Origin of the sequence: Mycobacterium ostraviense (genome assembly GCF_002705925.1) — a bacterium.
GTDB classification, from domain to species: Bacteria; Actinomycetota; Actinomycetes; order Mycobacteriales; family Mycobacteriaceae; genus Mycobacterium; species Mycobacterium ostraviense.
In genome coordinates, this window is sequence record NZ_NKRE01000001.1 from 4,637,389 (window position 1) to 4,660,775 (window position 23,387).

The window sequence follows — 23,387 nt, forward strand, 5'->3', positions numbered from 1 at the left end:
TTTCAGTCATCCGGCCGGGGTGAACGTGACCGGAAGCTTGTTAGGCGACCGGAACGTCAGCCCGACGATCCTGGACTCCTCACCGGTGCCGTCGTCGGGGACGAAAGTCAGATCCTTGACCCGGTCGAACAGGCTGTTGAGCATCACCCGCGTCTCCAGCCGGGCCAGATGCATGCCCAGGCACATGTGGATGCCGCCCGCGAAGGCGATGTGTGCGTGGCGTGGACGCCGGATGTCGAACGTGTCGGGGTGGGTCCAGCGGGTTTCGTCGCGGTTGGCCGAACCCATACACAGGTCGATCTGCGCATCGGCCGGGATCGTCTTGCCGCCGATGTCGACATCTTCGGTGGTGGTCCGCATGACCATGGTCAACGGGGTTTCCACCCGTAGGCCCTCTTCGATGGCGGTGGGTATCAACGAGCGGTCTTGACGGACCATCGCCAACTGCTCGGGGTGAGCCAACAGCAGGTACAACAGGTTTCCCGAGGATCGGTAGGTGGTCTCCAGCCCGGCGGGCAGCAGCAGCCGCAGGAACGCGATGATGGCCTCGTCGGTGAGCTTTTCGCCGTCGATCTCGGCAGCAACCAGGTCGCCGATGATGTCGTTGGTGAGTTTGCGCCGCCGCTGCTCGACCTGGTCGAGAAAATACGCGTGCAACTGCGCCGCCGCGGTCAACCCGGCCATGATGTCGGTCGGGATCGAGATCAGGTCAAGTGACAGCCGCCGGAACAGGTCGAGGTCCGCGCGGGGCAGCCCCAGCAGTGTCGCGATGATCCGCGTCGGAAACTCGAATGTCAGCGCCTTCACCAGATCGGCGTGACCGTCATGCTTGATCTCGTCGATCAGCTGGTCGCAGACCGGCCCGATGACCGACGGTTCCCAGCGTTCCAGCGCGGTGGCCCGGAAGGCCTTGGCCACCAGGCTGCGGTGGTCATGGTGCTCTTTGCCGCCCATCGCCAAGATAGTGTGGCCCATGACCAGTCCGATGGTCTTGTCATAGTTGGCCGAGGTGAAGATGCGGTCATCGCGAAAGGCTTGAAACACACCGTCGTAGCTGAACAACACCCACTCGTCGTTGGGGCGCAGTTCCTCGGGCATCTGCTCGTGGTCCATCAGGGCGCCATGCCACACCGGGTCGGTGCGCCTCATATATTCGAAGAACGGATAGGGGCTGGTTTGGCCGGTGGTGTCGAGTGTAGGCAGCGTCATCGGCGACCCTCCTGGTGTGGAATGTCACTATTATAGTATAGATAGCAACGAAGCCATGTGGTGGTGGTGGTGGTGGTGGCGGTTGCCGTCCCGGGCAGGAGGCGGGTTAACCAGTGCTGCAACGCCGATTCGTGTGCTCTGCCGACGAATTGCCGCCGGGCACCATGAGGCTGGTGGACGCCGGAAAGTTCGGAGTGGGCGTGTACAACGTCGGCGGCGCGCTGTATGCCATCGGCAATTACTGTCCGCACGAGGGTGCCCCGTTGTGCCGTGGCCTGATCGGCGGCACCAACGAGTCGGTCCCCGGCGAACCCGGGCGGCTACGCCGGGTACGGGACGGGCAGATCGTGCGATGCCCTTGGCACAATTGGGAATTCGACATCACCACCGGCCGCAACGTCGCCGATCCGCGACGTCGGGTTCGCACCTATCGCGTCGACGTCACCGACGGGAAGGTGTACCTGACCGCATGAGCCCGGTTATCGATGCCTGCATTGACACCAACGTGCAGCCCCATTTCCGCCACAACGCGGAGATACGGCGTTATCTGCCGGCTGCGCATCGGCTGCGGTCGATCCCCGACGTGGAACAGCAGTGGTACCAGGCCCCCGGCGGTGACTACCGGCAGGACCTCTACGGCGAGCACTACCCGGGGTCGGATCCCGAGACGGTCAGCCGGCATCTGTTCGACGATACTGGTGTCGACTACGCCATCCTCAATCCGCTGACCCGGGGCAACATCGCCGACTACCTGCTCAACAGCAGCATCTGTGCAGCGGTCAACGACTGGCTGCTTGACCAGTGGCTAGATCCCGACCACACCAACCGATACTCCGACCGTTTTCGAGGAACGATCCGGGTAAATCCGGAGGACCCCAAGGGCGCCGTCGCCGAGATCGAACGACTGGCCGGTCACCCCAGGCTGGTTCAGGTGGGCGTCCCGATGCAGTCGCGCGAGCCGTACGGCAAGCCGATGTTCGAGCCCATCTGGGAGGCCGCTGCCGCTCACGGCTTACCGGTGGCCGTGCACATCAACGGTGGCAACGGCGTCGACTATCCGCCGACGTTCGCCGGGCACGCGCACACCTATCCCGGGTATGCGGCCTTCATGCCGCTGAACTACTTCGTGCACCTGGCCACGCTCATCGTCGAGGGCGTCTTCGGCCGGCACCTCGGCCTCACGTTCGTGTTCGCCGACGGCGGATACGACATCCTCACCCCGCTGATGTGGCGGCTGGACACTTTCTGGCTGTCGATGCGTGACCAGACGCCGTGGGTGGACCGCTATCCCAGCGAATACCTGCCCGCTCATGTCCGGTTCTGCTCGTCGGCGTTCGACGGACCCGTCGATGCCGGGCAGATGCAGCGCTGGATGGACTTCTCCGACAAGGCCGACCTGGTGATGTACGGCTCGAGCTACCCCCATTGGTCCACATCGCCACCCGACGTGACCGTCACCGGCCTGGACGAGCTTCAGCGCTCGAAGGTGTTGTGGCGCAACGCCAGCGAGCTCTACGGGCTGACAGTGGAAAGCAGTGTGCCATGACCATACTCGAGCGAGCCGATGCCCACTCGCAGCAGCGGGAAATCGCGGTCACCGTCGTCGACACCGACGTTCACCCGCTGCCCGTCTCGACCGAGGTGCTCAAGTGCTATGCGCCGGCCGAATGGGTGGACAAGATCTGGCCGACCGGTAATGCGGTCACTCCAGTACCGCACTTCTACGACACCCCGGACTCTTACAAGACGATGTCATTGCGACTGGACGCCGCCCCGCCCGACGGCCGACTCGCCGGTAGCGATCCGGATTTCGCCGCCAAGCAGTTGCTGGTGGACGCCGGCGTCAGCATCGCCTCGCTGGAGCCGATGTGTGATGCGCAATTGCCGCAGGCCGAACATGTGCTGAAGTCGACGTACAACGACTGGCTGGCCGATGTCTGGCTGGACAAGCACAACGCGCACGGCCGGTGGCGCGGGTCGATCAGCGTCAGCGCCCAGACCCCGGAACAGGCGGCCCGCGAGGTCGAGCGCTGGGCCGGCCATCCGCATCTGGTGCAAGTGCTGATGACCCCGCAGACACGTGGAATCCCTTTCGGCAGTGCGCATTTCGATCCGCTTTACCGGGCGGCGGCGCGCCATGGACTGCCGGTGGCCACGCATCTGATGGGTCAGACGCCGTTCGAGCTGATCCCGCTCTACCCGGTGGGCAACCCCGCGCACTGGCACGACTTCTTCGCGTCCTGGCCGCTGTTGTACGTCTCGCACCTGATGAGCCTGGTATTCGACGGCGCGTTCGATCGCCATCCGGACCTGCGGGTGGTATTCATCGAAGGTGGCTTCACCTGGGCGATGCCGGTGATGTCGCGGATGGACCGGATCTGGCAGGCCCGCCGCGGCGACCTTCCGCAGGTGCGCCGGCGCCCGTCGGAGTATGTGCGCGAACACGTCCGGTTCACCACCCAGCCGCTCGAAGATGCCGACACCGTAGAGTTTCGCCGATATCTGGACATGATGGACCTGGGCGACAATCTGATGTTCTCGACGGACTACCCGCACTGGAGCTACGACTCTCCGGCGTATGCGATCAACCGGTTCCCCCCCGACCAGCGGCAGCGGATCATGCGCGGCAACGCGATCGCACTCTATGGGCTGCCCGCGACCGTCAAGGCACTGCCCGGAGAACGGCTAGCCGGCGTTGCCTTCGACGCTGAACCGGAAGCCAAGTGATCATGACTCAAACGAATCTCGCACGGCCGCAAGGACTTAGCCGTATCGACCCGGCGCTGCGAGACACCGCAGCGGCGCTGGGGATCGTCGAATTCAGCGCCGAGACGTTGAGCGCCGAGCGGCAGCAAGCCGACCGGGTCGCAGCCGAGCGGGCCGCGGCGGCCGAGGCCGCGGGCCTCGGCGGGGTGAGCATCGAATCGCGATCCATTGCCGGTCCGGACGGCGCGCGGCTGGGGTTACGGCTGTATCGGGGTGGCGGCGGGTCAACCGTGCCGATAGTGATCTACGCCCACGGCGGCGGATTCGTCACCGGCAACCTCGACACCGACCACGGGCACTGTGTGGAGTTGGCCCGTGCGGCCGACTGCCTGGTTGTGTCGGTCGACTACCGGCTGGCGCCGGAGCACCCGTGTCCGGCGGCCCTCGACGACGTCGAGGCGAGTCTGCGTTATGCGGTCGACAACTGCGCCGAACTAGACGCCGACGCCCGTCGGCTGGCGGTGATGGGCCGCGACGCCGGTGCGGCACTGGTGGCCGGATTGGCTCAGCGCATGTTCGACGAGGAAGGCCCGCCGATCCTGGTGCAGCTTCTGCATCAGCCGATGCTCGATTCCGACGCCACGCCGTCGCGGCGGGAGTTTCAGCGCACCCCCGGTCTCAACGGTCAGGCGGTGTCCCGGGCCTGGGCCCATTACCTGGGCCACAGCACGGCCAATCGTCAGCACGTTCCGGCGCATCGGGCGAATCTGGAAGGCTTGCCGCCGACATTCATCAGCTGCTCGGAGATCGACCCCTGCCGCGACGAAGCCATTGATTACGCGAACCGTCTGCTGCACGCGTACGTCCACACCGAACTGCACGTCTTCGCGGCCACGTTCCATGGCTTCGACTCCGTCGTGCCCGATTGGGTCGTCTCCCAAGAGAACCGGGCGCTGCATGCTCAGACCCTGCGGCGAGCCTTCGCGACCTGAACCGGGCGACCCGACCTAGACCGGGTTGAACTTGGTGATCAGCCACCTACCGCCGACCTGGGTCACGCTCACCAGCACGCTGCTGGGCTTGATGGTCGGTTCGGGGTTGTCCTTGGTAGTGGTGCTCTGGTCGACGAAAACCAGCACGACGGCCGAACCGGGATGCAGCTCCGACACCGCGGCGCGCATCACCTTGGCGGTGGTCTTCAGCGCTTTCTGTTTGGCCCCCGGAACCACGAACTGCTGGGTGAATTGGTTGTAGTAGTCCAGGAAATCCCCGCCGAGGTGTGATATGGCGGCGGCGATGTCCTTGTCGAGCGTGTCGGACGAATACGACAGCAGTGCGACAGTACCGTCGGAGGCCGCGCTGACGGCAGCGCGCGCGACGCTAGGGCCGACCTGCTGGTCGGGCCGGTACAGCTTGGCGTACAGCCAGGCGGTGATGCCGCCGGAGACCAGAACGAGCACGATTAGAATCACCGGGACCGGTTTCAGATTGATCTTTCTGCGCCATAAGTCCTGCGCCCAGCCACGCGCCGGTGCGCGGGAGTCGTCATCCGGTGCTTCGTCGTCCCACTCGTCACTCGCCGGAATCACCGAGGTCGCTGAATCGTCGAATTCGCTCTCGGCGCCGCCGACGTCACGCACATGATCGGTCACGGTACGAACTCAACCTTCGACATCTTGTACTGCCCGTCCTCCTCAGACACGGTCACCTTCAGCCTCCACTCACGTGGTTCCTCTTTGCCGTTTCCGCCGTTGGTGACCCGCGATGTCGCCGAGACGAGCACCAAAGCGGTGTTCCCATCCATGGATTCGACGGCTGTGGCGGTGACCGTTCCTTCCGTCACGACTTTGGACTGCTCGACAACTTTGGTGAAATCGGCTGCCCGCTGCTGGAATTCGTCCTTGAACTCGCCCGTGGAACTGTCGATCACGCGCTGGACGTCTTCCTTGGCTTTCCGGAAATCCAGGGAAATCATATTGACGATGCCCTTTTTGGCCCCGTTGGCGAACGCCTCGGAGCGCTCCTGACGCTGCGTGGTCTGGTGGTGCTGCCACACCATGATTCCGCTGAGCGCGGCGAAGGCGCAGATGATGACCACCGCGGCGGCCTTGGCGAGTCCAGCCAGCACGACCCGCAACCACCGCCAGGACCGGCCTCGCGGTGCGGCCGCCTCGACGTCTTGGTCTGCGACCTCGTCTGTCTCATCGTCTGTCTCGTAGTCGGCTGCGACAAACTCGTCATAGTCCTCGTACTCGTACTCGGCGTCGCTGTACTCGTCTTCTTCGGGGGCATCGGCTTGTGCGGCCCACGCCCTCACCTCGGGTTGCGAGTTCGCCGAGCCCGAGTGCGGTTCGGTTGCGTCAGCCATTGCGGTTACAGCCCGTGGCCATCATTATCGACTGAACTCCGGTATCTCTTACGGTATCGCCCATTGCTAACATCAGAGTCGCCACCGAACTCCGCTCCAGCGAGGACCGATTAGGCGGATGATCAGCCACCCGAGCTTTCCCACCGACGTCCTTTGCGGTGGCGAAGGACGGCCCAGGAGAGTACGGGCGGCATGATGACCGCTGTCGACTCTCCCGAAAACATACTCTTTACCTCCACTACCCACGCATTTCTACAAAAAGAAGCCTCGCTGCGTCATGTCCGGGAGTTGCATGCCGCGGGTGTGTCCTTTCGCCCGCAGTGGTGGCAGCGGGCCGCTGAGCTGGGGTGGACGGCGCTGCTCGTTCCCGAGGAATTGGGCGGCGGCAGCGTCTCGGGCAACGGTGTCGAGGATCTGGCCATGGTCGCCGAGCAGCTTGGTAAGACGGTGGCGCCCGGCCCGTTGTATCCGGTCAGCACCGTGCTTGCGGGGTTGGTCGACTGCGCCGACCGGCACGCGCACACCGAGGTGATCGCGTCCCTGATGTCTGGCGAAGCGGTGGCATCGTGGGCGGTCTCGGAGCCGGGCCGGGGTTGGTCGCCGCTGCATCCGGCGGTCACGGCCACACCGGTCGACTCCGGCTATCGCATCGCGGGCGTCAAAGACCGGGTGGAAGCCGGTGCCCAGAGCGCGCTGCTGCTGGTGGTCGCGCGGTGCGGTGATGAGGTCCGCCAGTTCTTGGTTCCGGCGGATGCGCCCGGAGTGCGGATTGCGCCTCAGCAGTCGCTGGACCTGGTCAAGCAGTACGCGAGGGTGGAATTCGGCGGCGTCGTGGTGGCCGAGTCGGCGACGGTCGGCACCGCCGCCGAGACGGCCGCGCTGATCGATCGGCAAAGTCAGATCACTCAAGTACTGCAGTGCGCCGAGGTGGTCGGCATCCTGCAGACGGTCTTTGACTTCACCGTGCAGTGGGCGCTGGATCGCCATACCTTCGGACGTCCACTGGCGTCCTACCAAGCGCTCAAACACAAGTTCGCCGACATGAAGTTGTGGCTGGAGGCCTGCCGCGCCACCACGGCCGCCGCGGTGAAAGCGGTTGGCGCGCGCTCGCCGGCAGCGGGCCGGGCGGCCAGTGTTGCGAAGTCCTATGTCGGTGAAATGGCGGGACAGATCGTTCAGGGTTGCGTGCAGATGCACGGCGGTATCGGGATCACCTGGGAACATGACCTGCACCTGTACCTGAGGCGAGTGACGTTGTACCGCGCCATGTTCGGCACGCCGGAGGAACACAACCGTCGGGTGTACGCGATGGATGCCGAAGCGAAGGCGACCCGATGACGCCGACCGAATCCGTTGCGGAATTCGCCGCCCGGGCCCGAGTGTGGCTGGCCGACAACATGCCACCTGTCGACCCGATGTCACCGCCTGCGGCGCCCCGCGACGACGAACGCTCCTGGCGGCGGGCCCGAGAACTGCAAAAGCGCCTCTACGAAGGAGGATTCGCCGGGATCTGCTTCCCCCGCGAGTACGGTGGCCAGGGTCTGCCGTACGAATACCAACGGGCGTTCGACGAGGAATCCCTGTGCTACGAGATGCCGTTGATCCTCAACACCCCGACGTTCACCATCTGCTGTGCCACCCTGCTCGATACCGGCAGTGAGGAGCAGAAGAGGACTCACATCGGGGCGGCGTTGCGCGGCGACGAGGTGCTGGTGCAACTGCTCTCGGAGCCCAGCGGCGGATCGGATCTGGCGGGCGTCCTGACCCGCGCCGAGCGACGCGGTGACCGGTGGGTGATCGACGGCGCCAAGACCTGGAGCACCAGCGCGTTCGCCGCCGATTACGGACTGTGTCTGGCCCGAACCGACTGGGATGTGCCCAAACATGAGGGCCTGACGATGTTCCTGGTGCCCATCGATCACCCCGGAATCACGTTGCGCCGGATCACCCAGGTGAACGGCTCTTCAGAGTTCTGCGAGGAATTTCTCGACGGCGTGGACGTCGGTGCGGATGCGGTGGTCGGCGAGGTGAACAACGGCTGGGCCGTGGCCTCACGACAGCTCTATCACGAGCGCCGGGCGGTCGGGATGGGCTCGGAGTTCGCCAGCGGCGGCGGCAGCGAGGGCGGTCACACGACCCCGGTCGACTACGCCGAACTCGCTCGGCAGGCCGGCCAGGCCGACAGTGATTGGGTACCGGAGATGGCCGGCCGGGCGTTGGTGCACCGCGCGGTGGCCGAGCAGCTGATTGAGCACGTCTACCGCGGCGTCAGTGACGGCACCCTGCCGCCTGCCGGTGGAACGCTGATCAGGCTCTTCCACGCCGAGACGGTGATGTGTGAGATGGACACCGCGCTGGCGATCGCCGGAGCCGCCGGTGTGGTGGGGCAACCCGGCGAGGGCCTGCAGGCCGGACTGCGCTACCTCGCGCGGCAGTCGGTCGCCATCGGCGGCGGAACAACCGAGATGGCGCGCAACGTCATCGGTGAGCGGGTGCTGAACTTCCCGCGGGAATACGCCGCCGACCGCGGGGTGCCGTTCAATCAGGTACGGCACGGCCAGGCACGTTGATCTTGGTGTCGTGCCGGTATAGCCCCGTCGCGGCGATGAGTCCGACGAGAATCAGTGCGGCCCACACGAGTTCGTCGGTGTCCAGGCGGTGTTCGGTGCCCAGTAGCGCCCCGATCGCGAAATTGCCGGCCAGGATCCCGACTCCGATGATGGTGTTGTAGAAGCCATAGTGGGTCGTCACCAACCGCTCGCTGGAAAGCGACACCACGATGTGCATCTCGAAGGGAAACACCGCTGCGGAGGCGACGGCGAGCGGGGCCGCCGCAGCGAGCAACGCCGCGACGGCCGCCGGAGTGCCTAACCGCTGCGAGTTGGGGATGGCGGCCAGCGGCGCAAACGATGCCGCCATCAGTGCCACCCGATGTACACACTGCGCCCCGGCCGCTATTGTGCCGAGAACCATCGGGTGATGCGCAGCCGGCCGGCCACCGCAACCAGGCCTGACGTACCGAAAAGTGCTGCCACCAATTGTGCTTGGGAGTGTGGCGCCACCACTGAGGCCTGCGTGGGAAGCATGAGATAGATCTGGGAGGACAGCAGATAGGAGCCGGTCATGGTGGCGGCGAACCGTAAAGAACGATCTATTGCCCGCGACCGCCCGCCAGTCCGAGATGATCGACGTCTTCGCCGGCGCGACCCGACCCCGATCTGCGAATCTATGCCCCGGTAACGCAAGGAGTTGCGCGATGGCAAGGACGGCGAAGATCACCCTAGCCGCCAGGACACTCATCCGGAAGTTCGATGTCACAAAGGCCAGTCCGATTAGCGGGCCGAGGAAGACTCCCGCTCGGTTGAACATGTTCAAGGTAGCGAATGCTTCGATTCGGCGGTCGTCGGCTTCGGTGGCGAGATAAGCCCGCAGCGCCGGGTTGAACAGCGCACCAGCGAAACCCGTTGCCGCTGCGGCAAACAACAACGTCGATAGCGACTGGGCGATCGCCAACAAGCCGAATGCGCCAATGCGCAGCAGACAACCGGCCACGATCAAAGGTTTGTAGCCGAGCCGATCGGCGAGCGTACCGCCCACGAAAAACATGCCCTGCTGGCTGGAGTTGCGCACACCCAGCACCAGGCCGACGGCCCACGCTGCCAGGCCAAGGGTCCCTGCCAGATAGCTGGACAAGTAGGGCATCAGCATGTAAAAGCCTATGCTGGCCCCGAATTGGTTGATCATGAGTACCCGGCTTGGGCGGCTGAAGCTGCGAATCTGGGCCCAGAATCCCGTCATGGCACTATACGACGTACTGTGGTTGCGGAAGGACGTTGAGTCGCAACAGGTCTCGCACGACTGCGCTGCCGGCTTGTTGTGGGGACTTCGAACTCCCGGGAATCCCGCCGACCAGGCTGCCCAACCCGCTTCCCGCGCCCGGCTGTTGTACAACCGAGTTGACAGCCGGCAGGGCGTCGACGCTGGTGCCGGCCAGTGCTTGCGGAGCGGGGATCGTCGCCGCGGTCGCACTGGCCGGCATGCATGGCACCGATAGCCCGCCGACCCTGGCCGCCTTGCCGAGCCCGGCCGACACCGTACCGCCGACTTTCACTGTGTCGGCTGCTCCCTGGGTAGGGACCATCCCGACGGTCATGCCGGCGGGCATAGTGAGGTCGCGCAGGGCACCGGGCACGAAGCACAGCAGTGACAACACGGAGACGACGGTGGAACTGATATTCAGCGTCTGCAAGGTCACAACGGCCGCGTGCACGATCTTCCGCGTTTCCGCTGCCTGGCTGAGCGAGGCGGCGTAGGACGCCAGCGCGGCGGTGTTGGTGGTCCACGGCGGCGCCGCGAAGGGAGTAAGCCTCGTCGCGACATCCGACGAGGCGGCATAGGCGTACCTGGTGGCTGCGTCCTGGGCCCACTTCTCGCCGTAATGCGCTTCCGTGGTGGCGATCGCCGCCTCGTACGCCGACGCCGCAGGCCTGGCGTGGGTGGCCGTTAGCTCGGCTTGGGCGGCGGCCGCCATGTCTTCTCTCCTGGGCCAGGTGACTATCTGGTCAAAATTTGATAGCGGTATTGTACGTATAACAACTATTGATACCGCAAGTGTAAGCCTTGTTACTATTTGCATGTGAACAGAACTAATGAGGGTGACTCGCGAGCGGGTGTTCGGCTCAGCGAGCTGGATCCCAAGCAGGAGCAAGCCTGGGAGCTGTGTATTCATTCGGCTGCGTTACTGCAACGCACTCTCGATGCCGAGTTGCGTGCCGAGTACGGCATGAGCCTGCTTACGTTGGACACATTGGTGCAGTTGTCCCGCGCGCCCGGCCAGGCCCTGTACATGAAGGACCTGGCCTCCGCTCTGGTCTACAGCGCCAGCGGCATCACCAGGATTGTTGACAATTTGGAACGATCCGGTCGTGTCGCGCGTAACCCGGATCCGGCCAATCGCCGGGCTACGCGAGTCCAGCTGACCCCGCGAGGACTTGATGAGCTGCAGTCAGCGTGGCAGTTTCATGCCCGGGGAGTCGAACGGTGGTTCGCCAAACACGTCAACCGGCGTCAGGCGAATGTTCTTGTCGAGGTGTTCGGCGCGGTGACCGCGGATTTAGAACGGCTGCGGTAGTGCAGGTTAGTGCCGGCGTCAATCTTCGGCGAAGACGTTCTCGGCGTCGCCGCTGACCACCGGTACCTGGACCAGCGACAAGACGTGGTGTGCCGGGGTGCCGGGCGGCGCCGTCAGCACGCAGTCGCCGCCCTGTTTGCGTGCCCGGTCCCGGGCGGCCACCAGGACGGCGACACCTGCCGATCCAAGGTGGGTGACGGCGCTCAAATCGATGGTCAAAGACGCGAGCCCCGAACGGGTTTCGACGGCGATCTGGCTGTCCAGGGTAGTCGCGGCGCCGGCGTCGACGTCGCCGCGCACCACGATGCGGCCGGACTCGGCGATCAAAGAGACGAACTCCGTGTCGATCGCCGGTGGGTAGGCGGTACGGCCGACCACCGCATCGGTGACGAACTGCGCCGGCCGGGACAGCCGATGTGTGATGGTGGCGGTGGTCCCGTCGGTGTCGTGCCTGACGTGCGATTCGCCGACTAGGGCCGCGGCCATCGCGAGTCCACGCCCGCGGCCCTTTTCGCCTTCGCGGTGATCCTTCCAGGTGCCCCTGTCGATCACCGATGCCCGCAGTATGCCGTGACCGTCCAGCGTCGCCTCGACCACGAGGCCGCCGGGAACCTCTGTGCCATAACCATGTTCGACCGCATTCTCGACGAATTCGGAGATCGCGTGCACCACATCGGAGATGTCGGTGGAGTCCGCACCGATCTGCACCAGCCATTCACGGAGCCGGGCGCGGATCCGGCGCGCCGCGTGGATCGTCGCGTCGGTCGTCATGCGCAGCGGTGGCGCCGGGATCCGGCGTTGCGCCGCAAGCAGTGTGACGTCGTCGTTGTAACCCGTGGATCGGAGCAGCAACTCGAGCGTTTCCGAGCACAGGCGGTCGATGGGCCGGGCCAACGCATCGATGACGAAGCCGCCGCCGCTGGCGATGGTTGCCGCCAGTTCGGCGAATTCTGCCGTGCTGGCCCCCAGCGGCCTGCCCGGGCGTTCCACCAGACCGTCGGTGTACAGCATGACGGCATCGTCGATGTTGAGCATCTTGGTAAGCGTCGGGAATCCCGTTCCGCTGCCGAGCGGGCCCGCGCCCGACGGCTCCAGGTAGCGGGACTTCGCATCGGCGGTCACCAGCAACGGCGGTGGGTGCCCGGCGGTGCAGTACTGGAATTCTCCGGCGGCCAGGTCGAGGGAGCCGACACAGATCGTCGCCGAGGTCGAACCGGGCACCTGATCGTGGAAGGACTCCACCGCCTGCAGGGCTTCGACGATGGTGTGTCCCGCCCAGATCTGCATCCGCAGCGCCGTGCGCAACTGCGACATCACCGCGGCGGCTTCCACGCCATGGCCGACCACATCCCCGACGATCAGCACCAGCCGATCCCCCAGGGCCACCGTGTCGAACCAGTCCCCACCGGCCGCGGTGTCCCGCGCGGCGACGAGGTACTGCGCGGTGAGGTCGGCGCCGGAAACGACGGGCACCGACGGAGCGAGCAGCGCCTGCTGCATCACGATGGCCGAGTCACGCACGTGGCGGTACCGCTCGGACAGTTCCTCGACCTGCGCTTCGGCTGCCCGTCGTTGCTGTACCCGGCTCGTGACGTCATCGAAGAGGATTTGCACGCCCTCGATCGATCCGTCAGCCCGGCGTCGCGGCGTGACGACAAAGTCGAAGAATCGCTCCTCGACTCCGGAGCCGTCGAAGTCGGCCTGCAGCCGCCACTCGGATCCGGACTGTGGCTCGCCGGTTTGATACACCCGGTCGAACATGTGGTAAATCTGCTGTCCCTCGAGCTCGGGATAGACCTCGCGCGCCAGCTGTCCGACTCCGATGAATGTCGGGCTGAGGGTGCGATATGCGGCGTTGGCTGCGACGAAGCGGTGGTCGGGCCCCTCCAGTCCCACCAGCATTGCGGGCACGTTCTCGAAGATCCGGCGGACGTCCTCTGGGGTGCCGACCTTCTTGTCCCAGTCCATGTCGGGCGCCATGTGGCTGTCCCTCCTACGGACCGATCGAGCAACAAGGCAAGCGCGTCGACGGGTCTCGTCAACGGCCAACAATCAGATTAGCAATGCCCATGACTAGGTCGCGGCACCAAGAGTTCGGTCGAGTCAGGTGGCATTCGTGTTGAGCACCCGGTCGGCGGTCTCAGCCAGCACCTGCCGATACTTCGCGGACAGTTGGGTCAGCAGCACAAATGCCGCCGGCGCGTCGATGTTGAAGCGTTCCATCAGCACACCGGTCGCTTGCGCGATCAAGTCGCGGTCGACCAGCGGCTCGCGTCGTGCCCGCGTACGGCGGTCGGTTTCGATGGCCATGGCCGCGTGTGCCGCGAACGTCAGGGAAATCTCCTCGGTTTCCTCGTCGAACGCATTCGGGCGCTCGGCGTAGAGATTCAGGACCGCTCCACCGTCGGAGTGACCGAACAATTGGATTGACAGCATCGAACGGACCGAGGTCTGAGACAGTACTTCCTGAGTGAACACCGGCCACCGGGTCTCACTGTTGACGTCATCCACCCGCCAGATTCGTTGCTCCGTGGGCACTCCGAAGCACGGACCCTGTAGATAGCGTTGCGCGATGTTGTCGATGACGAGGGAGTCGACGTCGCTGGCTGCCACCGAGCGGATGACACCGCGGTGGGTGATCAATGTGATCCCGGCATGGCTTACGGCCGGAATATGCACTGTCGCAGCGGCTGTGATCCACTTCAACCGTTTGGTCGCAGTCATCTCCTTGCCGTAGCCGTCCAGCAATTCCGCTGCGGCTGTGTCGATAGCGGCTGCCTCGGGTGACTTCTCGCCCGGCCGGTTCACCGCGTCCTCCTGTCGAGTGATATGGGCTACGCAGGCTCGACTATCGGCCGTAGCTTTCAGGTCGGCGCATGCTCAGTGATGGGAAACGACTCCAACCAGGCCCGAAGTTGGTCGAGGTCGAGATGGGCGATCAGCAACGTTTGCTCGTCACGCGGCGCGCGCACCGGGGGACGTCCGGCGCCAGGACCCGTCGTCGTCGCGTCTGCATGTCTATCGGGTACCCAGACGGCCCGCTAACAACCCCCGGATTCGGCGTGCGGGTTTTGTGGTTCTGCCGATCGGGTAGCCGATACCACGCGCGATTACCAACAGCCCACGCGCATTGAGCGCGATTGAGACCGAGGAGGACATTCATGGCGCAGGTCGCTCTGAAATCACCGACCGATGTGATCGACTTTCTTGTCGACCAGCACGAGCAGATCAAATCGCTGTTCGCGAAGACATTGTCCAGCTCGGGTAAGGAACGAGAAGAGGCGTTCCTTGAGCTGCGTCGCTTGCTGGCGGTGCATGAAACCGCCGAGGAGGAAATCGTTCATCCGCGGGCCAAGCGCAAGATTGCCGGTGGGGAGGCGGTAGTCGCCATGCGGCTGGAGGAAGAGCACGAAGCCAAGACCGTGCTCAGCGAGCTGGAGAAGCTCGACGTCGACAGCGCCGAGTTCACCAGCAAACTCACCAAGCTGCGCGATGCCGTCGTCGACCACGCCGAGCGTGAAGAAGCCGAGGAGTTCGCCAAGCTGGGCGACGAACTGAGCAGCGGCGAACTCGAACGGATGGGCCGCGCCGCCAAGCTGGCCGAGGCGACCGCACCCACCAGACCCCATGCCGGGGTTGAGTCCCAGATCGCCAACCTCATGGCCGGACCGTTCGCGGCAATGCTGGACCGGGCACGTGATGCCATTGTCGGGAAAGGCTGATTCGCCCTGATTCGCCCCTGATTCGCCGCGGTAACCCCAACCCGAAGTAGCCCAGTGCGCGAAGTACTGGGCTACTTCTGGTGATGCCGGGAGATTAGGCGCTGACCGGCTTGGTTGCCGGTACTTCGACCTTCATCACTTCGATCATGTTGCCGCCCATGATCTTTGCGACGTCGTCCTGGTCGAAACCGGCGAGTTCGTCGACGAACGAAATCGGGTCTTTCAGGCCTTCGGGGTGCGGCCAGTCGGAACCGAAGACCACCCGGTCGGTGCCCACCATCTTCACGATTTCGGAGAACCGGTCCTCCCAGAACGGGCTGACGTAGACGCACCGCTTGAACGCCTCGATCGGGTCTTCGCTGAATGCGTTCGGCATTTTCTTGTAGACGCCCTTGAGTCCTTTGAACAGGTGCGGCACCCAGTCCGCGCCGTTTTCGATGGACAGGATGCGCAGCTCCGGATTACGCGATAGCGCGCCATGGCACACCAGCGCACCCATGGCATCCTCGATCGGCCGATGTCCCATCGCCAGGCTGCGGAAGGCGGTCGGCTTGAACGGCAGGAACTCGTCGCCGGGTTCCCACACGTTCATGAATTCCGAATAGCCGCTGTCCGACGCGTGCATCGAAACCGGGATCCCGGCCCGGATGCAGGCTTGCCAGAACGGGTCGAACTCCTCGAAACCGAACGAGCGGCTGCCGCGGTAGCCGGGTACCGGGGCCGGGCGGACCAGCACCGTGCGAGCGCCACGCTGCAGGCACCACTCGAGCTCTTCAAGCGCCCGATCCACGATGGGCAAGGTGATCACCGGGGTGGCGAAGATGCGGTCCCGGTAGTTGAACGACCAAGTCTCGTACATCCATTGGTTGAGCGCGTGGATGACGTCGTGGGTCATCTCCGGGTCGTCCTTCATCCGCTCCTCGACCAGGCTGGCCAGGGTGGGGAACATCAAGGCGTAGTCGATGCCCAACTCGTCCATGACTTCCAGCCGCGGGCCCGGCTCCCGGAAGGCCGGGATCGCCTTCATCGGCTCACCCATCACTTCGCGGTAGCTCTTGCCCCCGCTGCCGTGCCGGAAGTACTCCTCCTGGGCGCCCGGGCGGGCCACCACTTCGAACGTCGGGTTGGGGATGTATTCGCTGATATGGCCGCGCACCACGATCTTGGTGCGGCCGCGGATCTGCACATAGTCGATCACGTGCTTGCGCTTGTCGGGGAGGAACTTGGTCAGCGCCTCCTGCGGCTCGTACATGTGGTTGTCGGCATCGAACACCGGAAAGGGAAGCTCGCGAGACGGCATGGCGATCTCCTTGTAGAAGTCTCGGTTCTCAGCATGTGGTAATGACGTTACCACCTAACGCAAGGGTTCCGCTAACCGCTGTCGGGGGTGTCGTTGCGGTCGATGATGGCGAAATTCACGGTTGCCGTTGCCGCGAGTTCGCTGTCGCTGTCACCGAAGATGTCGACCTGCATGACCAGCGATCGCCGGCCGGCCCGCAGAACTCGCGGCACCGCGAGCGCGCCGCCCTGCCTGATCGGGCGCAGGTAGCGGATGAAGAGGTCGGCTGTCGTCATGGCGGTGCCCGGCGGCAGGTACTCCAAGCCGAGTTGCCCGCCGGCCACGTCGGCCAGCGTGGCGATCAGGCCACCCTGCAGCGCGCCGGAGGTGTTCACCACCTGCGGGCTGACCGGCATGGTCATCGCGAAGTCATCGTGTGCGGTGGCCGGGCGCATTCCGATCTGGGCGAACAGTTCGGCCAGCGAGGACACCGGCTCGTCGTCGATGCTGCGAATGCCCAGGGCTCGGCTGCAGAACTCGTACAGTTGGCCGGCGTCGATTGGCGTTCCGTTCAATTCGCTTCCCAGCCAGTGCAATCGGAGCGCTCCCAGCACCGTCTGCATGACGATGGCCGCTGCGGCCCCGACGTCGAGGCCCGGGTTGAACACCCCCTCGGTGATGCCCTGCCCGACGATGTCGCGCAGCAGTCGATGCAGCGGCGAAAGCACTCGCGCGTATTCGCGGGGCCGGTTCTCGGCCAGGTACTGGTTGTAGAGACTCAGCGCCCGGTTGAGGCTGTCCTGGGTGGTGGACTCCGGTCGTGCGCTGATGCGGTCGATGACCAGCTTCAGGGCGGCGGTGCTGTCGAGTCCGGCGGTTTCGGCGCGCCACAGCTGTGCCGTATGCGCCATGGTCCTGTCGAAGAGGGCCAGCAGTAGTTCGTCCTTACTGCCGAAATGCTGGTAAAACGCCCGCAACGAGGTCTTGGAGCGCGCCACGACCTCTTGCACGGTGAAATCGGTGCGGCCGGTTTCACCCAGAATTTCGACCGCCGTCTTGATGAAGCGGTCGGCGCGCGTTACTTCCGCTTCCTCGTTAGGGGCGGTCATAGGCATTTGTCTCCTCACTTTGGCCCTGGCAACAACGGCGAGAATGAGGTTACCGTGTATTGGGGCCGATGTCGTCAAGCGCGTCACCAAAACCGCATCCGCCCCATTTGTCACAGCTCGGCGTGGGTCGTCGGTCATGTCGGTGGTCCCCGGTACCGTCCGGCGCAAGCAAATGCGAACCTGGTCGCCGGGAGGCCTCATGACTGTCACGATCGCCGCGGGAGAGACGTCCGCAACAGAGCTGTCCGCCTATCTGCCATTGCTGGCACGGCTACGCAATGGCGCACGGGCGCAACCGGATTGGCCGGCGATCGTCGATGACGCGGTCAAGGTCTGGGCACGGCCGGGGTTTGACACCTTCCTTGCGATGCCTCGGTTGCGGTTCGAGCCGTTCGACTATCAGCTGCGGGCCGCGCGCACCGTGCTGCAGCGGATGCGCGGCCGGGGGATCCTGGCCGACGAGGTCGGGCTCGGCAAGACGATCGAGGCCGGGTTGGTGACCTCCGAGTTGCGCATGCGCGGGCTCGCCGACCGCGTGCTGGTAGTCGTTCCGGCGGGGCTTATCGACCAGTGGCGTGACGAACTCGAGCGGAAGTTCGGGTTGCCGACCACCATCGTCCAATCCGGGTCGACACCGGCTGCCGAGCTTGGGATGGACCGGCCGGTCACCATCGCGTCGCTCGCCGCCGCTCGTCGCGATCCATTGCTGGGCAGGCTGACCGACACCGACTGGGACCTGGTGATCTTCGACGAGGCGCACCGGCTCCGCAACCCGCGAAGCGCGTCGGGCAAGCTCGCGCGCTGTTTGCGTGCCCGTTATCTGCTGATGCTGACGGCGACGCCGGTGGAGAACAAGCTGTCGGACTTGTACCAGCTGGTCAGTCTGGTCGCACCGGGATTGCTCGGCACACCGGCCCAGTTCCGCGCCAAACATGGTGCAGCATCGGTCGATTCGAGACCGCACAACCTGGAGGAGCTGCGCGCACGGACTAAAGAAGTGATGGTCAGGCATCGCCGCAGCGAGGTCGCCGTGATGTTGCCGCCTCGGCTGGCCGAGACGATCCTGGTGACGCCCGGCGCCGACGAGGCCGGTCTGTACGCCGACGTCGTCCGGCGAGTCAGGGCAGCGGCAACCGGGTCAGAACGCAGCCGGTTGGCCCTGCGCGGGCTGACCCGGCTGGCCGGTTCCAGTCCCGGGGCCGCTGCGCCCACGTTGGTGAAGCTCGGCTGGAATGACCTCGCGGAACGGGCCCGGGCCATCCGGGAACCGGACAAGGTGCGCGTGCTCGTCGAACTCCTTGGACGCCACGTCCGCAGGAGCGAAAAGGTTTTGGTATTCACCGGGTTTCGGCAGACACTGGACGTGCTCACCGCTGCGGTCGAACGGGCCGGGCTGTCGTCGGCCTTGTATCACGGCAGCCTCACTCGCACGGAGAAGGAGGCGGCAATCGCGGCGTTCCGTGCCGACACACCGATCCTGCTGTCCACGGAGTCGGCGGGTGAGGGTCGCAACCTCCAGTTCTGCCATGTGATGGTGAACTTCGACCTGCCGTGGAATCCGATGCAGATTGAGCAGCGGCTCGGCCGGCTGCACCGCGTCGGTCAGGAACACGACGTGACGCTGACCAACCTGGTCTGCCGGGGCACCGTCGAACAAAAGGTCATGCATGTGCTTGAGGCAAAGATCAACCTGTTCGAACTCGTCGTCGGTGAACTCGACATGATCCTCGGCCGGATCGACGATGACTTCGATTTCGAGAACGAGGTTTTCGACGCGTTCGTCGATGCCGTCGACGACGACGAGTTCGAGCGAAGGCTCGACGTCCTTGGGAACGCGCTCGCCGAGGCGAGACGCAGCTATGTGAAAAGCCGGGAAGATGTCGACCTTCTCGTGGCGACCGCGAGCGCGGCGCAGCCGGGCGCGGCGGGTCGCCGCTCAGCTGTCCCGGTGGCGACCGCGAGCGCGGCGCAGCCGGGCGCGGCGGGTCGCCGCTCAGCTGTCCCGGGTGCGGCGTCGTGACGAGCACCGATGTGGGACTGAGCTTTTGGCTGCGGTATGTCGAGGCGAGCGGCGGGCTCACCGAATTTGGCGGCGATACAACGCTGGTGATGCTCCCACCAGACTTGCAGGCGATGCTGGAGCTGCCGGATGTGCTGCAGGTCACCGCCGACCCCGATGTCGCCCGCGAGGACGGTGCGACGCTGCTCTCGGCGGGGCATCCCGCGCTGGGCCGCTGCGCCGACGAGGTGCTGGCCGTAGGTGATGTCGCCGCGATGACCGTTCCGGTGACCGCCACGCCGCCACCGGCGGTCGAGCACCTGCAGGCGATGGCCCGCGACCAGTTCGCCGTCGAGCACGGGCGGATCGACGCCACCGGCGCACCGACCCGGTCGGTTCGCGCGATTCTGCGCCTCGGCGTGCTGGTCGACTACACCTTGTCCAGTGACGACCACTATCAAGAATGCGCCGAGTGCTGGGTGGATGTGCAGTCCCGACGCCAGCTCCCGACCCAGGTCATTACGAGGCTCGCCGCCATCCCGACGGTGCCGAAAGATGGTTCGCCTTCCTTCAACGGCCTGGCCGCGGCGGTCAGATTTGCGGACCAGGTTATCGAGCAGTGCGCGCAGCGGCGGCGATCCCAGCTCGCGGATGACGTCGTTAAGGCGCGCGACGCGGAGCTGCAACGTGTCGAGGCGTACTACCGTGATGCGCTCGCGACGATCGAGCGTCGGCGTGCGCACGCACCTGCCGATCGCTGGGAGCTGTTGGACGCACGCGCCGACAGCGTACGCATCGAGCGTGGCCGACGGATCGGCGAGACTCGGGAGAAGTACCAGGGGAGCCACCAGATTCGGCCGTATCGGCTGCACATCTACGAGGTGCCGGTATGGAGGTTGCCGGTCGACGTTCGTCGCGGCGACCGGCGCTACCCGCTGACGCTCGATTGGCTCATTCCACTGGCCCGGTTCGCCGACCTCGCTTGCCCACACTGTGGTGCCGATGAGCGGCTGGCCGCGACGAAAACGGGCCTGCGGTGCGCTGGCTGCGTCCCGCGGCCGACGGTGCGGCTGGTGCCTGAGCCTGCGAGACCGTCGGCAAAGCCAGCGGTGAAGGCGAAACCGGTTGTCGCACCACCGCAGACGCCGAGGCCGCAATCGTTGCCGGTGCCCGCCGATTCCGGCCCGGCCCTAGCGAAAATTCCGAAGCTCGGCGACAAGCTGACCGGAAAAGTGTGGGAAGCGGTGGTCCGCAACGACCGGCGGCTGGCACGCATGTGTACGTCCGATTCGCCTGCGGCGACGGCGATCCGGCTATACGGTCCGTCGGGCGCCGCGTGGGCGGTGGGGATTATGCCGACCGAGGACCTGGTCGCCGTCGCCAGCCACAGCACAATCACCTCGTCGGGGGTGCACCATGCGTCCCATGGCTACGTGGAAACCGCAGCGGGACGTCGCTTTCCATTCCTGCTCCGGTGGCACTCGGCGGGAGGCGCCGCACAGATCGACGAGATGCTGCCCTACGACCGGCCGTTCGAGACCGCGCACCTGAGGCGATGGGTGCTGGGACCGGGCGGCACGGCCGTGCACGCCCCGCCGCAACCCTGGCTGCCGCTCGGCCCTGTCGGCGAATTGCTCTGGCGCAGCGTGATTCCCGCGTTCGGTTTGCCCGCCGTTCTGCGCTGCCTCGCCGCGCTGTGGCGGCTGTCCGACGAGGGCGCCTTGCTCGATTCACATGGCCCCGTAGCGATCGCGGCCGGAATCGAACGAATGGTGTGCCAACGCGCGAACCTGACAACCGGCCGCTTCGCCGATATCGCTGCCGTCTACCGCATCGAGGAAGCCGCGGTGCGCGCCGCCGATGCTGCCCTGCAGAAGTGCCTGCGACTGGGCCCGCAGCGGTGGTGGTAAGCGTTGGCCTGGGTCGTCGCCGCCCGGGATAAGGTCAATTGTGCTCGACGTGCGCGGCCGCTGGGTCGTCGCCACGTCAACAGCGGAGATCAAGCGCCGCGGCGACGATCGGTTTGGCCCACCCGGGCGTCGACGACAGATCCGGCGGACCCACGATCTGTCCCCGCACAACGTGCAGCACGAGCTCGGGCCGCGGCGCCTTGCCTTCGCCCGGGTCGGCGTCTTGCGAGTTGTCGTACATGCGCAGTTCGGTCAGCGCAGGCAGCAGCCGCACCAGATTCAACCTGCTGTGCCGCCACCGACGCCGGATGTCGGCTTCGGGAATATCATGGCCACCCGCGTCGACCCGCCGCCGCACTCGCTCGATGTGGACTTCAGGGCTGGCCAATCCGACATACCAGATCCGCACCTCAATGCCGTGTGATGCCGCCTCGGCGAGCAGTCGGGGCATGGTGCTTCCACCGAGCGTGGTTTCGAACGCGAGGTCCAGGCGTTCGTTGATTGCCCGTTCCAGCAGCCGCTTACCCTGTCGCCACGCCGTCGCGTTTGCCGCGGTTTGATCCAGTCCCGGATTCGCCGCGATCAACCTCCGCGCTGCCTCGTCAGGGTTGTAATAGTCGGCGCCGGACGCGCGGAACATGGCGCCGCCGATGGTGCTCTTGCCCGCGCCGTTGACACCGGCGAGGACGTACAGCCGGCTCAGTCAGCGCCGCCGCTTCGCGCGGGCCGCCTTCACCGCGACCTGCCCCAGCTGTTGCGGGCTGGCATCGAAAGCGGATGCCATCGCGGCCTTGGATTTTGGCGTCTGCATGCGCTCCAGCAAGCGGTCGAACTCTTCGGTCAACTCGTCCAGAGCAGGGGTAGCCGCGCGGGTCAGCGCTTCGAACTCGGCGTAGGACACCAGTACTGCCTTCGGCGTGTTGTGCTTGGTGATCGCGACCGCACCGTCGGCAGTGGCCATCTCCAGGACCGCGCCGAACTGGTTCTTGAACCGCGTGGCGGCGACGGTCGGCAGGTCGACGAGTTCCCCAGCGCGGTTTCGGTAGGTCAGAGTAGGCATGTCACCAGTATAGTCAAAGTAGCCAGATTAGCTATTTTGTTCGGAAGTAGCAGACCTCGAGATGGTGCCTCACATCGCGATGCCGCAGACCCGCGAACCTTTCGACCAGCTGGCCTGCGCGGGCCGCTGAGTAGCCGAACTGCATGTCGACTAGCGGCCCTGTGCCCCACGTTGTAGGACGCAACACCCACTTTCCCATCAGCCACATCAGTCTCCACCGGTTCGGGGTGTCTCTTTTTGCCCACCTGGTAGCGACAAATTAGTTGCGCCCCTTGACTTGTCGCCGAAAAGCGGTCGTGGGGCTGCGCCCGGGTGTGGGGAGATGGAAATCCCGTGCTGGTGCGGTTGGGTCGGCGGCTGACGGCCGCCGAGTGTGCGCTGATGGCGCCGACTGTGCGTTGGCGGCGCCGACTGTGCCGTCAGGGCGGGCAGATCGTGGATATTCCCGCCCTACATACACTCTCAAAGCCGTCACCGCACACTCGATACGGTCGCATGACAGCCGACTCGGTAAGCACCTGAGACATCCCCCGAACGCCTGCCATCACAAGAGGTTTGAGCACGATGCTCTATCGGCGTGCCGAAAACAGAGCCAAGGTGTGCCGAAAACAGAGCCAGGCAGCCAAGGCTGCACAGGAGGACATCTTTGACCAGCAGCATTCGTGGTTACCATGAATTACCGAGTGAGTCGGGCAAATTGCACCGACTTGGCCTGGGGTCCACGTCAAAGATGTGATTGCTGGGCCCGGACTCCGCTCAGCGCGGTGACTAGATCAGCACCGCCTCAGATCCGTATCCGTTGACCTACAACGGATCCACTAGGTCGCGAGACCTGGCGGCCGGACACGGTTATGTGGACGTTGAAGCGAGTTTACTTCCGGGCGCATGGGTTAG

The 23,387-nt window shown here is 65.2% G+C and carries 20 protein-coding genes and 1 pseudogene; 10 read left to right on the top strand and 11 right to left on the bottom strand.

Translation table 11 applies throughout. From position 1 onward, the window contains the following. Window positions 1-6 precede the first annotated feature (6 nt). Window positions 7-1,209 carry a cytochrome P450 gene (locus CDN38_RS21675; RefSeq protein ID WP_075512850.1) on the bottom strand — a complete coding sequence of 401 codons (1,203 nt, stop codon included), beginning with the start codon at window positions 1,207-1,209 and terminating at the stop codon, window positions 7-9. 113 nt (window positions 1,210-1,322) lie between these two features. Between CDN38_RS21675 and CDN38_RS21680 the strand changes: the two genes are divergently transcribed. Genes CDN38_RS21680 through CDN38_RS21695 form a run of 4 tightly spaced genes read left to right on the top strand, consistent with a single transcriptional unit; the run spans window position 1,323 to window position 4,907 of the window. Beyond that, window positions 1,323-1,682 carry a Rieske (2Fe-2S) protein gene (locus CDN38_RS21680; RefSeq protein WP_306316100.1) on the top strand — a complete coding sequence of 120 codons (360 nt, stop codon included), beginning with the start codon at window positions 1,323-1,325 and terminating at the stop codon, window positions 1,680-1,682. After that, entirely contained in the window at window positions 1,679-2,755 is a 1,077-nt protein-coding gene (locus tag CDN38_RS21685; RefSeq protein WP_075512851.1) for an amidohydrolase family protein, read from the top strand. The genes CDN38_RS21680 and CDN38_RS21685 overlap by 4 nt, the downstream gene beginning before the upstream one ends. Further along, window positions 2,752-3,936 carry an amidohydrolase family protein gene (locus tag CDN38_RS21690; RefSeq protein WP_099319167.1) on the top strand — a complete coding sequence of 395 codons (1,185 nt, stop codon included), beginning with the start codon at window positions 2,752-2,754 and terminating at the stop codon, window positions 3,934-3,936. Before CDN38_RS21685 ends, CDN38_RS21690 begins: the two co-directional genes overlap by 4 nt. 2 nt (window positions 3,937-3,938) lie before the next feature. Then, window positions 3,939-4,907, top strand: coding sequence for an alpha/beta hydrolase (locus CDN38_RS21695; RefSeq protein WP_075512950.1), 969 nt, complete (start codon window positions 3,939-3,941; stop codon window positions 4,905-4,907). A gap of 15 nt (window positions 4,908-4,922) precedes the next feature. On the opposite strand, the gene CDN38_RS21700 is transcribed toward CDN38_RS21695, so the two are convergent. Next, entirely contained in the window at window positions 4,923-5,567 is a 645-nt protein-coding gene (locus CDN38_RS21700; RefSeq protein ID WP_075512853.1) for an Rv1363c family protein, read from the bottom strand. Then, entirely contained in the window at window positions 5,564-6,283 is a 720-nt protein-coding gene (locus tag CDN38_RS21705) for an Rv1363c family protein (protein ID WP_075512854.1), read from the bottom strand. The genes CDN38_RS21700 and CDN38_RS21705 overlap by 4 nt, the downstream gene beginning before the upstream one ends. 195 nt (window positions 6,284-6,478) lie before the next feature. Here CDN38_RS21705 and CDN38_RS21710 point away from each other — a divergent pair, with 195 nt between their 5' ends. Then, window positions 6,479-7,621 (top strand): acyl-CoA dehydrogenase family protein, encoded by a 1,143-nt coding sequence (locus tag CDN38_RS21710; protein WP_075512951.1) that lies wholly within the window; start codon window positions 6,479-6,481, stop codon window positions 7,619-7,621. Beyond that, the gene (locus CDN38_RS21715; protein WP_075512855.1) at window positions 7,618-8,853 is read left to right on the top strand and encodes an acyl-CoA dehydrogenase family protein; all 1,236 of its coding nucleotides are present in this window, start codon (window positions 7,618-7,620) and stop codon (window positions 8,851-8,853) included. Before CDN38_RS21710 ends, CDN38_RS21715 begins: the two co-directional genes overlap by 4 nt. On the opposite strand, the pseudogene CDN38_RS21720 reads toward CDN38_RS21715, so the two are convergent. Both CDN38_RS21720 and CDN38_RS21725 read right to left on the bottom strand, forming a co-directional pair. Next, window positions 8,822-10,081 (bottom strand): annotated as a pseudogene (locus CDN38_RS21720) (MFS transporter). The gene CDN38_RS21715 and the pseudogene CDN38_RS21720 overlap by 32 nt on opposite strands. A gap of 4 nt (window positions 10,082-10,085) precedes the next feature. Beyond that, entirely contained in the window at window positions 10,086-10,814 is a 729-nt protein-coding gene (locus CDN38_RS21725) for a PPE family protein, SVP subgroup (protein WP_075512856.1), read from the bottom strand. Between the two features lie 105 nt (window positions 10,815-10,919). Between CDN38_RS21725 and CDN38_RS21730 the strand changes: the two genes are divergently transcribed. Further along, complete coding sequence (locus CDN38_RS21730; protein WP_075512857.1) at window positions 10,920-11,414, top strand: MarR family winged helix-turn-helix transcriptional regulator; 495 nt, start codon at window positions 10,920-10,922, stop codon at window positions 11,412-11,414. Between the two features lie 18 nt (window positions 11,415-11,432). Here CDN38_RS21730 and CDN38_RS21735 read toward each other — a convergent pair whose 3' ends face one another. Together CDN38_RS21735 and CDN38_RS21740 are read right to left on the bottom strand one after the other, a co-directional pair. Continuing rightward, window positions 11,433-13,394, bottom strand: a complete 1,962-nt coding sequence (locus tag CDN38_RS21735; protein WP_075512858.1) for a SpoIIE family protein phosphatase — start codon at window positions 13,392-13,394, stop codon at window positions 11,433-11,435. 123 nt (window positions 13,395-13,517) lie between these two features. Beyond that, window positions 13,518-14,222 carry a GAF and ANTAR domain-containing protein gene (locus tag CDN38_RS21740; protein ID WP_082277361.1) on the bottom strand — a complete coding sequence of 235 codons (705 nt, stop codon included), beginning with the start codon at window positions 14,220-14,222 and terminating at the stop codon, window positions 13,518-13,520. A gap of 353 nt (window positions 14,223-14,575) precedes the next feature. On the opposite strand from CDN38_RS21740, the gene CDN38_RS21745 reads away from it, so the two are divergent. Next, entirely contained in the window at window positions 14,576-15,136 is a 561-nt protein-coding gene (locus CDN38_RS21745; protein ID WP_075512859.1) for a hemerythrin domain-containing protein, read from the top strand. A gap of 94 nt (window positions 15,137-15,230) precedes the next feature. On the opposite strand, the gene CDN38_RS21750 is transcribed toward CDN38_RS21745, so the two are convergent. Further along, on the bottom strand, window positions 15,231-16,436 hold the full coding sequence (locus CDN38_RS21750) for an amidohydrolase family protein (protein WP_075512860.1): 1,206 nt from the start codon (window positions 16,434-16,436) through the stop codon (window positions 15,231-15,233). A gap of 71 nt (window positions 16,437-16,507) precedes the next feature. After that, window positions 16,508-17,524, bottom strand: coding sequence for a hotdog fold thioesterase (locus CDN38_RS21755; RefSeq protein ID WP_075512861.1), 1,017 nt, complete (start codon window positions 17,522-17,524; stop codon window positions 16,508-16,510). Window positions 17,525-17,723: 199 nt separating this feature from the next. Here CDN38_RS21755 and CDN38_RS21760 point away from each other — a divergent pair, with 199 nt between their 5' ends. Together CDN38_RS21760 and CDN38_RS21765 are read left to right on the top strand one after the other, a co-directional pair. Continuing rightward, complete coding sequence (locus tag CDN38_RS21760) at window positions 17,724-19,544, top strand: DEAD/DEAH box helicase (RefSeq protein ID WP_161951690.1); 1,821 nt, start codon at window positions 17,724-17,726, stop codon at window positions 19,542-19,544. Next, window positions 19,541-21,433: a hypothetical protein gene (locus tag CDN38_RS21765; RefSeq protein ID WP_075512863.1), complete on the top strand. Its 1,893-nt coding sequence runs from the start codon at window positions 19,541-19,543 to the stop codon at window positions 21,431-21,433. The genes CDN38_RS21760 and CDN38_RS21765 overlap by 4 nt, the downstream gene beginning before the upstream one ends. Window positions 21,434-21,509: 76 nt before the next feature. Here the strand turns inward: CDN38_RS21765 and CDN38_RS21770 are convergent, their stop codons facing one another. Continuing rightward, window positions 21,510-22,136 carry an ATPase gene (locus CDN38_RS21770; RefSeq protein WP_075512864.1) on the bottom strand — a complete coding sequence of 209 codons (627 nt, stop codon included), beginning with the start codon at window positions 22,134-22,136 and terminating at the stop codon, window positions 21,510-21,512. After that, complete coding sequence (locus tag CDN38_RS21775) at window positions 22,137-22,493, bottom strand: type II toxin-antitoxin system prevent-host-death family antitoxin (protein WP_075512865.1); 357 nt, start codon at window positions 22,491-22,493, stop codon at window positions 22,137-22,139. It lies immediately after the preceding gene. Window positions 22,494-23,387: the final 894 nt, after the last annotated feature.